This window comes from Mesorhizobium shangrilense (assembly GCF_040537815.1).
Lineage (GTDB): Bacteria > Pseudomonadota > Alphaproteobacteria > Rhizobiales > Rhizobiaceae > Mesorhizobium > Mesorhizobium shangrilense.
Map to the genome: position 1 here is coordinate 24,230 of NZ_JBEWSZ010000014.1, position 12,728 is coordinate 36,957.

Here is a 12,728-nt window from a genome sequence, read left to right on the forward strand (position 1 = left end):
TCGAAATTCGACAACGACACGGTGAGAGCAGAAATCTTTGCATCCAGATCCAGCGAAACGAGGCACGCTCACCCCCCGCGGATCCGGCCCGCACGCCACGAGCTCGGCGTCTTGCAGTATTGCTTCTTGAAAACCTGAGAAAAGTGTCCGGTGCTGGAGAACCCGGTGGCAAAGGCAATTTCGGCGATCGCAAGCGGGCTCTGTTCGATCAGCCGCCGCGCGTGATCCAGCCGGATCCGGCGGTAGGTTTGCAGGAAGCCGGCGCTCAGATGCTGGGTCAAGAGGCGATCCAGATGGCGGGAGCTGATCGAGAGGAAATGCGCCATTGCTTCGCGATCGAGCGGATTTTCGATCGTCGCCTCCATCTTTTCAAGCGCGGCCAGCAGGATCGGATTGTGGGTGCCAAATCGCTCGGCCGCAGAACCGCGTTGCGGGTCAGATGGGTCGGCAATCGCGGTGTGAAGGTACCAGTCACTGACGCGGTTCGCAAAATGAGCACCCATGCGTTCCGCGATCAGCGCATGCATCATGTCGAGCGGAGCCACGCCGCCGCCGCAGGTTATGCGATCGCCGTCGATGACGTAGCGGGCCTGCCGGAGCGCTAAAGCCGGATAGGCCTCGCGCAGGACCGGGGCATGCTCCCAATGAATGGTGAAGTCCCTGTTGTCGAGCAGACCAGCGGCGGCCAGGAGATAGGCGCCACTCGAGATCGCACCGAGACGGACGCCGAGGCGCGACAGCCGCCGCAATGTGCCGAATAGCCTGTCCGCTTCCGCCCAGTTGCCGGGATCGCCGCCCGCGCAGACGAACACTGTATGGAATTCCGCTCCCACGGACGAAACATCATCGCAGGCGATGTCGATACCGCCCGAGCTCTGCACCGGCCGGCCACCCTGCGAAAGCTGCCTGATGGCATAGAGGCTGCGGCCTGCGAGCAGATTTGCGGCGCGCAAGGGTTCGCTCGCCGATGCGTAGGACATGAGCGCGAAATTCGGTAGTAGCAGAAAACCGAACTGCTGAGTTTGTCTATCCAATTCAACCGTCATGTCCGATCCATATAATAAATCGTCCCATATGTGGAACAAAAATGGTGGCGACCGGCATAGTCTGACCAGACTCTCCAGCTTGGACACGGGCAGCGATGCGATACTCCGCTCTTTCAATTTTTCTCAACGGCCTTCGCGGCAATACCGGGTGGGGCCTCGCCTGGCGCGCGCCGGAGCCCAAATCCCACTACGACGTGATCATCGTCGGCGGGGGCGGGCATGGCCTAGCGACGGCCTATTATCTTGCCAAGGAATTTGGCGTCACCAATGTCGCAGTGCTGGAGAAAGGCTATGTCGGCTCCGGCAATGTCGGGCGAAACACAACAATCATCCGCTCCAACTACCTGCTGCCGGGCAACAACCCCTTTTATGAACTGTCGATGAAGCTCTGGGAAGGCTTGGAGCAGGATTTTAATTTCAACGCGATGGTCTCTCAGCGCGGCGTGCTCAATCTCTATCATTCCGACGCGCAGCGCGACGCCTATACGCGGCGCGGCAATGCCATGCTGCTGCATGGCGTCGATGCGGAACTGCTCGACCGCGAGGCGGTCCGCGCCAAGCTGCCATTCCTCGATTTCGACAATGCCCGCTTCCCGATCCAGGGGGGCCTGCTGCAGAGACGCGGTGGCACGGTGCGGCATGACGCGGTGGCCTGGGGCTATGCCCGCGGCGCTGACATGCGCGGCGTCGACATCATCCAGCATTGCGAAGTGACCGGCATTCGCCGCGAAAACGGCAAGGTCGCCGGCGTCGAGACCACGCGCGGCTTCATTGGCTGTGGCAAGCTGGCGCTCGCGGCCGCTGGCAATTCCTCGCGCGTTGCCGAGATGGCCGATATTAAGCTGCCGCTGGAAAGCCATGTGCTTCAGGCCTTCGTCTCCGAGGGCCTGAAACCCTTCATCGATTGCGTCGTGACCTTCGGCGCGGGCCATTTCTACGTCTCGCAGTCCGACAAGGGCGGGCTCGTCTTCGGCGGCGACATCGATGGCTACAATTCCTATGCCCAACGCGGCAATCTCGCCACCGTCGAGCATGTTGCCGAGGCGGGTAAGGCGATGATCCCCGGCATTTCCCGCGTCCGCGTGCTGCGGTCCTGGGGCGGGATCATGGACATGTCGATGGACGGCTCGCCGATCATCGACCGCACCCATATCGACAATCTCTACCTCAATGCCGGCTGGTGCTATGGCGGCTTCAAGGCGACGCCCGCATCGGGCCTGTGCTTTGCGCACCTCATCGCACGCGGCACGCCCCACGAGACCGCTCGCGCCTTCCGCCTCGACCGTTTCGCGCGCGGCCATATCCTCGACGAAAAGGGCCAGGGCGCCCAGCCCAACCTTCACTGATTTGCAGGGTACTGAACATGGCAAGCCTTATCCCGTGTCCCCATTGCGGCTCGCGGCCGAAAGAAGAATTCACTGTGAAGGGCGCGGCACTCGCCCGACCCGCACCTGATGCCGTCGCGGGGGCGTGGATCGACCATGTCTATCTGCGCGACAATCCGCGCGGCGCTTATGAGGAATATTGGCATCATACGTCTGGTTGCCGGCGCTGGCTGGTGGTGAGCCGCAATACGGCGACACATGAAATTTCGGGCTCCCGCGACGTTGTGCTCGACCTATCGGCGGAGGCGCTCTGATGACCTCCTATCGACTGCCCAAGGGTGGCCTGATCGATCGCCAGTCACGCCTCGGCTTCAGCTTTGACGGCCAGTCGCTCACCGGCCATGCCGGCGATACGCTGGCTTCCGCCCTGCTCGCCAATGGCCGCCAGCTGGTGGGCCGCAGCTTCAAATACCATCGGCCGCGCGGCATCCTAACCGCGGGCGCCGCCGAACCGAATGCATTGATGACCATCGGCAGCGGAGGGCGCACAGAGGCCAATACCCGGGCTACGATGCAGGACCTTTACGACGGTCTCGAAGCCCGCAGCCAGAACCGCTGGCCTTCGCTCGATTTCGATATCGGTTCGGTGAACGGCCTGCTCTCACCCTTCCTCGCCGCGGGCTTCTACTACAAGACCTTCATGTGGCCGGCGAAGCTCTGGGAAGGTCTCTACGAGCCCTTGATCCGCCGCGCCGCCGGTCTCGGCAAGGCGACCTACGAGCCCGATCCCGACCGGTACGAGAAGAGCTGGGCGCATTGCGACCTGCTGGTGATCGGCGCCGGCCCCGCCGGGCTGGCCGCCGCGCTGACTGCCGGCCGTGCGGGGGCACGTGTCATCATCCTCGACGAACACAGCCTTGCGGGCGGATCGTTGCTGTCGGAGACAGCGACCATCGGCTGGGAAAGCGCGCCGGCATTTGCCAAGCGGCTGGCCGACGAGCTGGAAACGCTGCCGAATGTACGCGTACTGACCCGCACCACTGCTTTCGGCTGGTATGACGGCAATGTCTTTGGCGCTGTGGAGCGCGCCCAGAAGCATGTGCGCAACCCCGATCCGAACAAGCCGGTTGAGCGCATGTGGCGCATCGTCGCCAAGAAGGCACTGCTCGCCACCGGTGCCGAGGAGCAGCCGCTCGTGTTCGGCGGCAACGATATTCCCGGTGTGATGATCGCGGGTGCGATGCGCAGCTATCTCAACCGCTTTGCCGTGGCCCCCGGCCAGCGCACCGCCATCTTCACCACCAATGACAGCGGTTATGCACTCGCCCGCGATCTCGAGGCGGCGGGTGTCCAGCTTACCGCAATCATCGACAGCCGCGCCGACGCCCAGTTCGCCTATACCGGCAAGGCTCGCCTTATCAAGGGCGCCGTCGTGTCTGACGCCAAGGGCGGCAAAGCGCTCTCCAGCGTCAACGTGACGGCCGCAAACGGCGCGACCGAAGCCATCGCCCTGAATGCGCTCGCCATGTCCGGCGGCTTCAGCCCGATCATCCACCTTGCCTGCCATCGCGGCGGCAAGCCGCAATGGTCGGATGTGCATGGCGCCTTCATGGCCCCGTCGGAGACCAGGGGCCTCGTGCTCGCAGGCGCCGTCACGGGCACGAGCGGATTGTCGGCAAGCTTTGCAGAGGGCGCTGCGCGCGGCGCTGCCATCGCCCAAGAGCTCGGGTTCGCCGCCCAGCCATTCGACGCCGGTCCTGTGGATGGCGACGTCGTTGCTCCACCGGCCCGCCCGCTCTGGAATATCCGTGGCGTGAAGGGCAAGGCCTTCGTCGACTTCCAAAACGATGTCGGCCGCAAGGATCTCGACCTTGCCGTGCAGGAAGGCTATGGCGATGTCGAACTTGCCAAGCGCTACACGACATCGGGCATGGCCACCGACCAGGGCAAGCTCACCAATGTCAACGCAATTGGCCTGCTGGCCGAAGCGCGTGGCGTCTCTCCCGCCGAAGTCGGCACGACAACCTTCCGGCCCTTCTACACGCCGATCAGCTTCGGCGCGCTGACCGGTCCGCATCACGGCCATCATTTCCAGCCGGTGCGCAAGTCGCCTCTGCATGACTGGGCCAAGAAGCACGGCGCGGTCTTCGTCGAGACCGGTCTCTGGTATCGCTCATCCTGGTTCCCGCGCGCTGGTGAAACCAGCTGGCGACAGAGCGTCGATCGCGAGGTCCTGAACGTTCGAACGAATGTCGGCATCTGCGATGTGTCCATGCTCGGCAAGATCGAGGTCTGCGGCAAGGATGCGGCGGAGTTCCTCAATCGGGTCTATTCAAACGCCTTCTTGAAACTGCCGGTCGGCAAGGCGCGCTATGGCCTGATGCTGCGCGAGGACGGTTTTATCTATGATGACGGCACGACGAGCCGCCTGGCTGACGACCGCTTCTTCATGACGACGACCACGGCCTATGCCGCCGGCGTCATGACGCATCTCGAATTCTGCGCGCAGGTGCTGTGGCCGGAACTCGACGTGCGGCTCGCCTCGGTCACGGACCAATGGGCACAGATGTCCGTGGTCGGGCCGAAGGCGCGCGCGACGTTGCAGGCGATCGTCGACGATGATATTTCCGACGCTGCTTTCCCCTTTCTTGCGGCAAAGGAAGTCTCACTGTTCGGCGGCCGGCTGCATGGCCGCCTGTTTCGTATCTCGTTCTCGGGCGAACTGGCTTATGAGCTTGCCGTGCCGGCCGGCTATGGCGAGAGCGTCGCAGACGCCGTTCTCCAAGCAGGCAAGGAACATGGCATCCAGCCCTATGGCGTCGAGGCGCTCAGCGTACTTCGCATCGAGAAGGGCCATGTGACGCATAACGAGATCAACGGCACGGTGATCCCGTCGGACCTCGGCTTCGCAAAGATGGTGTCGACAGCCAAGCCGGATTTCATTGGCAGGGCGATGCTCGGCCGCGAGGGCCTAGTGGCCGAGGATCGCCCGAGCCTTGTCGGCGTCGTGCCCCTCGATCCCACTGCTACATTCCGCACCGGCTCGCACATCCTCGCCAAGGACGCTGCTCCGACGCTCGAGAACGACCAGGGCTACGTCTCGTCGAGTGCCTTTTCTCCACATGTCGGCTCGACAATCGGCTTGGCGCTAGTGAAGCGTGGCCATGCCAGACATGGCGAAGAGGTGGTGGTGTGGAACGGCTTGTGTGGCGAATTCACCGCAGCGCGGCTATGCAATCCGGTCTTCTTCGATCCAACAAACGAGAAGCTCCATGTCTGATTTCGATCTCATTCACCGCCCGGCGATCAGCACCGAACCAGTGCGGGGTTCCGACGCCTTCGCCATGAAGGCGATGCCCGAGGGCAACTTGATCCACATACTCGGCAAGCCTGGCGGCGAGGATCTCACTGCCACGCTACAAGGTCTGTTCGGCGGCGAGGCCAACAGGATCCGCACCTTCGGCCCCGGACAATGGCTCGTGGTCAGGGATGAGCCGACGTCTCACGTCGACCTGCGGGCAGAGTTTGAAAAGCTCGCTTCACATGCCTTCGCAGTCGATCAAACCCATGGACGCATTCGCATCGAAGTCTCGGGCCACGCCGTTACGTCGGCGCTCGCAAAGGGCACGGCCGTCGATTTCCAAGGTATGGCCATCGGTCAGTGCGCGATGACGATGATGGGACATATCTCCGTGCACATGACCCGCTGCGCAGCGGATCGATTCGAGCTGGTCGTACTGCGCGGCTTTGGTCAGAGCCTGTGGGACGAGATTGCTCATCTGAGCGCCGACCCCCGCTGAGACCTTGATCGCCGCGGCGGCACGGAAGTGCGCGTGGCGGCGATCCCTTCCAGGAAACGCGCGCCGCAAGGCAGAGCGACAAGACCAGGAGACCGACATGGCGATGACAGGGGACGCTCGGAGAATCGGATCTTTATCGAGAATTGTTTCCCTCTCATCCCTTAGAAGGGGTCAACGTTGCACGATAAGAGATCAGAATTGCGCGCCGGTAGGGCCGTTGGTATTATTTGTATGCGACAACCATGAGGCGCGAGCTATCAGATGTAAACGCTCCACCTTCCTCCCCATAGGCTTCAACAGTCTCGAATCCCGCGCTTCGCAACATGCTAACATATTCAGAAAACCCATACTGTCTGAAAGAAAGATGCGTTCGTCTAACGCATCCGTCGCGAACGATAATCCTTTCGATGTGCGAGCGATCACTTAGCACATCATTGCTCAATATATCGATTCTCACATCGTTGTTACGCTGCCAAACGTTACAGATAGGCAATTTGTGACGCAGCAGAAGCACACGATTGTGGTGATCGATTAGCAGCCGCCCGCCCTTTCTAAGTGAAGAAGCGGCTTCACGAAGAACTCTCTCATTGTCCGCGTCGTCGAAATAGCCAAACGTCGTGTACCACAGAAAAGCCGCGTCGAATCGATCTCGCCAGGGAAGTGAGCGCATGTCGCCCAGGACATACTCAACATTTACATCGCGTTCAGCCGCACCCGCTTCGGCTTCTTTTAGCAAGATCGGCGAGATATCAAGCCCGGCTACCTGCGCTCCTTTTTTCGCCAACCGGTTGGTAATCCGCCCATAGCCGCATCCAAGTTCAAGGACTGAGCTGCCTTGTCCAAGAGAAAGAAGCTCCCAAATTAATTCTGTTTGTCTATCACTCATTTCTGGCAGATTGACCACATCGCCAAAATAAAAGTAATCTTCTTTGAAGTATGGTTCAAAATCTGACGGAGATACTTTGCTATTAATATCGTCATTCATAAGTTTTGTCCTTATGTTTTGGTTTCAACTTTTGTTTGCCTACGATTTTATCGATTATTGCATACTTTGAAAGAAAACATTTGTGAAAGTTTCCATACCGTTGTTAAATATTCCTGCAACAGATATTGATCTTGCCGCATTCGAGATTTTACCTCGGGCCGGTATGGTGCCTCTGGAGGCACTGGTCTCGAAGCTCGCCAAGGTCCGGACCGGGCGACGTATATCGGCCTTGAGCATATGAGTTGTTTCATCGTTCGCCGCAGCGAAGCGCTTGTCGCCGTGTCGGGCGCGCGCGCCTGCCGAATCGCCCTGGCACGTGCTGGAAACGGCGGCGAAGCAGATGGAGGAGAAGATGGCGTGACCGCCCGGATCATCGACGGAAATGCGTTTGCGGCGCTGACAATCACGGCGAAATCCTCTCTGCCAGATTGTCCAAGGACGAAGGAATGAACCTAGCGGATCGTAAAGGCTTGTGAACTCTGTGTAAAAAATGATGTTGAGGGCGGGTCTCTCGGCATCGGCTTTGAAGAGCAGCCCCCAAACCAGCCGGAGTTCCTGGAGTAAAGAGCCGTGGTGGTGAGCATCGGCTCAGTCCCAGGCACGATCTGGGGGCGGGTGAGTGTCTTCGACGGAAAGGCCATGGCTGGCTTCCGCTGCGACACGCTCGCGCCGGCGCTGCGGGCGAACGCCGTGGGCCTCGTCGGCCGCAGTTTCAAATACCACCGCCCGCGCGGGATCTATTCGTCCGGGGCCGAGGAGCCGAATGCGCTCATGAGTTATCTCACCGGTGAAAGCATGCGAAAACAGAGCCCGGCAATCGCACCCCAAAACCCGAAAACACCGAAGCTTGACCTGAAACAAAAAACAGCCCCAACATCAACCAGACCCAGGATCAGACCGAAAACTGGCCGCCTTCAAATCGGAATGGTGGCCGGAATGAAATCGGAATGATTGGCCGGCTTCAAATTGGAATCGGTCGCCGGCTTCATCGGAATACGCGAATACGCACGTCATAGGGTTTTGTTGCAACGGCTTAATAGGGGCACAGAGAGGCCCTGATGCGAGGCCAATCAGACACCGAGGATTTCGATCGGTTCTGTTGCGAAAGTGACATTGCGCCTTGTCAAAACGCGTGCATTACCGCTGCGCTCATTGGCCCAAATCTTGCTTATGTTGGGTGTAGTGCGCTCAAGGCAAGAGCTTTGTTCGCACGTGAACAAGAACCAGATTAGGTCGCAGGGTCTGTCAACTCTGGCCTGGGATGGCGCTCAGCAGGCTAGGCCCCAAGATCAAAAAACTGGATGCGCTGATCGGCGATCACAAATAGAAGCGGATAATCTTCGTGGAAGAAGCGGTAGCTTGTGCTGCGTGCACGTGAGTCTTGGCACTAGCAAGGGAATGAGTGCGATTGTTCGGCACCTTCCGGTTTAACAGCGCAGGTGAGACCTCTTGCAGGCGCTATTAGGGTCATGTCCCCAATAGGCAACTCACCAAACCAACATAGCGAAAAATCAACCAAAGGAGAAATCCGAATGCAACTCCCCAACGCATGGACTGGCGCACTGTCACCCCGGTGCCTTGCGACGCCTAAGGAGTTGGACGTCGCAGGGGCTCAAGCCTTCCTGGAGCAGGCGGGCGTCCGCTATGTACTCGCGCAATTTGTCGACCTATATGGGGTCGTAAAGAGCAAAGCCGTTCCGGTGCAACATCTCGATTGCATTTTGACGGAAGGCGCGGGCTTCGCTGGTTCCGGCACGTGCGGACTAGGCCTTCTTCCGCATGAACCGGAATACATGGTGGTCTGCGAACTTGATACGTTGACGGTGACGCCATGGGCTCCCGGATATGCTCGCATGATGGGAGTCGGCACCGTGAAGGGAGTGCCGCATCCGGTCGACACGCGTAACGTTCTCAAGAAGCAAGTCGCGTCCCTTGCTAAGCGCGACTGGACGCTCAATACGGGGCTGGAGCCCGAGTTCCTTCTGCTGCGGCGGGAGCCAGACGGGAAACTGTCGCCGTTCGACCGCACGGATACGCTTACCAAGCCCGCTTATGATTATCGCGGCCTCATGCGCGGGCGAAACTTCCTTGAGCGCGTAACGGAATGCTTACAGGCCGTTGGAATCGATGTTTATCAGATCGACCATGAAGACGCGAACGGACAGTACGAAATCAACTTCAGGTACGCCGATGCACTAAAGACGGCTGACCAGATCGTCTTCTTTAAAATGGCGGTCTCGGAAATCGCGCATGATCTCGGCGCCATCTGCTCCTTTATGCCAAAGCCGCGCAGTAATTCGACTGGCAATGGCATGCATATCCATTGCTCTATCGCCGACGCGGACGGGCGGAATCTCTTTCACGATGATGCAGACCCGAATGGAATGGGCTTGAGCAAGCTCGCCTATCATTTCCTGGGCGGTGTGCTCGCGCATGCAAAGGGGCTGACAGCGCTTCTGGCGCCGACCGTGAACTCCTACAAGCGTCTGGTCGTCGGTGGCACGGTCTCAGGCGCAACGTGGGCTCCTGCCTGCATCGCTTACGGCTACAACAATCGCACCGCCATGGTGCGAATTCCCTACGGCAGGCTTGAGATTCGTACTGGCGACAGCAGCATGAATCCGTACCTCGCAACGGCCGCGCTTATTGCCGCCGGTCTCGATGGAATTGAGCAGAAGATCGAGCCAGGTGCGCCCAGAAATGTCAACTTCTACGGTCTCACGCTCGAGGCAATCAAGGAGATGGGCATAGATCTGCTTCCGCAGACGCTCACCGAAGCGCTCGATGCACTAGAGGCCGATCAGTTGTTTGCTGGCACTCTCGGGAAGCCAGTCATCGAACAGTTCCTGTCCCTGAAGAGATTAGAGTGGCTGGAATACCACCGCCACGTATCCGACTGGGAAGTTGAAAGGTACCTCAATTTCTTCTGAACTCAGCCGTTGTCGGGCGACCTGAGAAATTGCCCCCCACATTGCCTCAAGAAAATTGTTACCGCGCAGGTTCGTTGCCTCAGCTAAAATGTTACCCGTGAGGGCGCATGCCGCCATGATACCTTCACCACCAGGGAGGTGTCATGAAGACTTGACGTATGGCCCGATGAAATCATCGCAGCAATCAGCTCGTCTTAGAGCTTCCTGGCGTTAAGCCGTCTGCCCGGCAACCGGTGGCGGGCCCTGCCGACCCATTTTGGTTGGGCGTGCGACATTCTTGTCGAGCTTCGGACACAAGAAAGTTTGCGGATAGACACCCACGAAGAGCGAACGAAAAAAGACGCGGACATGCAAACGACGCTACCCGAACTCACACTTGCCTGCCGATGACGTTCCCGATGAAAATCCAGTCACCGAAGAGCTTGGCGTTGGAACCATGGTCGAGCCAGATGGCGTTCTGGCGCGGTCCAATAGTGTTCGCGCTTGCCGAGGATGCCGCCGCCACAATCGAGATGAGACGGATGCTGGTGGGCTCAAGATTGGATCTGCATTGCACCGGCTGATCCCCGCTGGCAGACTCTGCCGCAAGGCCTGTCCAAAGACTGATACCTGTCCAGCATTTCTGGGACAACGTCTGGCAACCGACACCTACAGTCGGCGTTGTCGAGGCCGCGACACGGGACTTTTCGGCTTGATCCTGCTGCATCATAATTAAGTCGTTGGATCATATACAGAACTCTTTTCTGAAACCATTTCGGCCAAGTCGGCATGATTTTTGAAGCTCCTTGGTCGCGAGGCGCCAGGAGTTGCCGAACTCGTCCCGCCGCTGACTGCGCAGACGGCCGTGGACCGCTATGGCGCCGAAGTCGCCGCCTTGGCCTGACGGATCAGTGACGCCGCGGCTAGCTAAAGGGCGAGCGGTCTGACCAACTTAAGTGCGCCTTGGGTCATGCTTTGCCTGCCGTTTTAATAACAGGCTGGTTTAATAGTGGAGCAAATCTATGAATGCCACATACGACACAGTTGCACACAACGTCGGTAACCATGGCGCTATAGATGAAAAATTACTTGGACTTCACAATACTTTCGCTGGTAGGCGCGTCAATCACCTGGGCTACCCGTACAATCTCGAATTTGATGCCGAGCCAATCTCTCAGTTTGCCAAATTTCTAATCAATAACTTGGGTGATCCATATGTCGGTTCACACTATGCGACTGAGGTCTGCGGCTTGGAGCGCGAAGTGGTCGACTGGGTCATGCGGGTCTGGGATTGTGCTGATCCGGAAGAATATTGGGGGTCAGTGGGCGCGAGCGGAACTGAGGGCAATCTTTGGGCCATGTACCTTGCGCGCGAGACGCTTGGTAATCCGGTTCTGATACACTCCACAGAGGCGCACTATTCGCTGCCAAAGGCGGCGAAAATCCTCCGGATCGAGGCTTTGACGTGCGAGACAGACCATACCGGTGCCATCTGTCCGGATGCTCTGCGGGAGGTTGTTCAGGCAAATCGCCATCGCTGTGTCATTCTCGCATTGACCTGTGGAACGACCATGAAGGGGGCGCACGATGATATCGCGTTCTGCATCAGCGTTCTGGACCAAGTCGGGGTCGATCCGAGTCGGCGCTTCGTCCACGTCGATGGTGCCCTGAATGCAATGGTCCTTCCCTTCGTCGATGGCTTGCCGCGTGGTATCCGCCCCTCCTTCCGGCACGGGATCGATAGTATGTCAACCTCGGGCCACAAGATGATCGGCACGCCGATGCCCTGCGGCGTCCTGGTAGTCCGACGCGAACATGTCCGTCGAGTGGCCTCCACCGTGAGCTACTTGCGCTCTGATGATACTACCTTGATGGGATCGCGAAACGGCCACGCCGTTCTCGCGATATGGAACCGGCTGACGCGTCTCGGCATCGCCGGTTTCCGTCATTTTGCCCGAACCTGCATCGAGCGTGCGGATGGCTTTGCCGGAGCACTACGATCAGCCAATGTCCCGGTATTGCTCAATCCATGCTCCTTGACGGTTGTGTTTCCGAAACCGTCCGAGAGACTCGTTAACGAATACCAGCTCGCATGTCATGGCAACTCCGCCCACGCGATTGTCATGCCAAACGTCAATGCCGATCTCATTGACCGCTTCGTAGGCGACTATACTGCCGAGTTGTCATGAATTTCTCGGTAAAAGGTGTTTCATTAAAGTTCACGATGGCCGATCTGCTCCAAGATAAAAGAGATGTCTCACTGTCTCTCACACGAATTCTCGCATCGGATTTGACACGAAGAAGATCGGAGGCCCCCCATGCTTGCGAGCGAGTTCACCCATTGATTCCGCAACGCGCCTCAGAACCTGAGTTTCTTTAACCATGCGTTGCAAGAGTGAGGTGATGGGTGATCTGAGCGACGAAGACCAGCTGCGCGAGCAGACCTACATTCACCGCCAGCGGAAAGAGCGGGACCCAAGGAAGAAGAGATGGTGGGCTACCAGTTCGCCAACCTGATGGGCCAGCGCACCCCACCACCAACAACAAGACCCGCGTAGGACGACGACAGCCCTGTTGCCTTATTAGTAGTGAGGGTCGTCGGATCGCTCGCGAGCTTGTCCTGCGTCACATGCGCTCCCTTTGCCTCGCCAAACCGGACGCTT

9 protein-coding genes and 1 pseudogene are annotated in these 12,728 nt (G+C 58.9%); 7 read left to right on the forward strand and 3 right to left on the reverse strand.

Annotated elements, in window-relative coordinates; translation table 11 throughout:
- Window positions 1-68: 68 nt before the first annotated feature.
- On the reverse strand, window positions 69-1,046 hold the full coding sequence (locus tag ABVQ20_RS38715) for a GlxA family transcriptional regulator (protein WP_354465094.1): 978 nt from the start codon (window positions 1,044-1,046) through the stop codon (window positions 69-71).
- Window positions 1,047-1,141: 95 nt separating this feature from the next.
- Here ABVQ20_RS38715 and ABVQ20_RS38720 point away from each other — a divergent pair, with 95 nt between their 5' ends.
- From ABVQ20_RS38720 to ABVQ20_RS38735, 4 genes are read left to right on the forward strand one after another with little or no spacing between them, the layout of a single operon-like run.
- Window positions 1,142-2,392 (forward strand): sarcosine oxidase subunit beta family protein, encoded by a 1,251-nt coding sequence (locus ABVQ20_RS38720; RefSeq protein WP_354465060.1) that lies wholly within the window; start codon window positions 1,142-1,144, stop codon window positions 2,390-2,392.
- A gap of 17 nt (window positions 2,393-2,409) precedes the next feature.
- On the forward strand, window positions 2,410-2,685 hold the full coding sequence (locus ABVQ20_RS38725; protein WP_354465061.1) for a sarcosine oxidase subunit delta: 276 nt from the start codon (window positions 2,410-2,412) through the stop codon (window positions 2,683-2,685).
- Window positions 2,685-5,651, forward strand: a complete 2,967-nt coding sequence (locus ABVQ20_RS38730; RefSeq protein ID WP_354465062.1) for a sarcosine oxidase subunit alpha — start codon at window positions 2,685-2,687, stop codon at window positions 5,649-5,651. The genes ABVQ20_RS38725 and ABVQ20_RS38730 overlap by 1 nt, the downstream gene beginning before the upstream one ends.
- Window positions 5,644-6,171, forward strand: a complete 528-nt coding sequence (locus ABVQ20_RS38735; protein WP_354465063.1) for an aminomethyltransferase family protein — start codon at window positions 5,644-5,646, stop codon at window positions 6,169-6,171. The genes ABVQ20_RS38730 and ABVQ20_RS38735 overlap by 8 nt, the downstream gene beginning before the upstream one ends.
- 223 nt (window positions 6,172-6,394) lie before the next feature.
- Here ABVQ20_RS38735 and ABVQ20_RS38740 read toward each other — a convergent pair whose 3' ends face one another.
- Entirely contained in the window at window positions 6,395-7,156 is a 762-nt protein-coding gene (locus ABVQ20_RS38740; protein ID WP_354465064.1) for a class I SAM-dependent methyltransferase, read from the reverse strand.
- Between the two features lie 570 nt (window positions 7,157-7,726).
- On the opposite strand from ABVQ20_RS38740, the pseudogene ABVQ20_RS38745 reads away from it, so the two are divergent.
- Together ABVQ20_RS38745 and glnT are read left to right on the forward strand one after the other, a co-directional pair.
- Window positions 7,727-7,945 (forward strand): annotated as a pseudogene (locus ABVQ20_RS38745) (2Fe-2S iron-sulfur cluster-binding protein); the annotation flags it as partial.
- 743 nt (window positions 7,946-8,688) lie between these two features.
- On the forward strand, window positions 8,689-10,086 hold the full coding sequence (gene glnT / locus ABVQ20_RS38750) for a type III glutamate--ammonia ligase (RefSeq protein WP_354465065.1): 1,398 nt from the start codon (window positions 8,689-8,691) through the stop codon (window positions 10,084-10,086).
- Window positions 10,087-10,456: 370 nt separating this feature from the next.
- On the opposite strand, the gene ABVQ20_RS38755 is transcribed toward glnT, so the two are convergent.
- Window positions 10,457-10,795, reverse strand: a complete 339-nt coding sequence (locus tag ABVQ20_RS38755) for a hypothetical protein (RefSeq protein ID WP_354465066.1) — start codon at window positions 10,793-10,795, stop codon at window positions 10,457-10,459.
- Between the two features lie 292 nt (window positions 10,796-11,087).
- On the opposite strand from ABVQ20_RS38755, the gene ABVQ20_RS38760 reads away from it, so the two are divergent.
- On the forward strand, window positions 11,088-12,254 hold the full coding sequence (locus tag ABVQ20_RS38760) for a histidine decarboxylase (protein WP_354465067.1): 1,167 nt from the start codon (window positions 11,088-11,090) through the stop codon (window positions 12,252-12,254).
- Window positions 12,255-12,728: the final 474 nt, after the last annotated feature.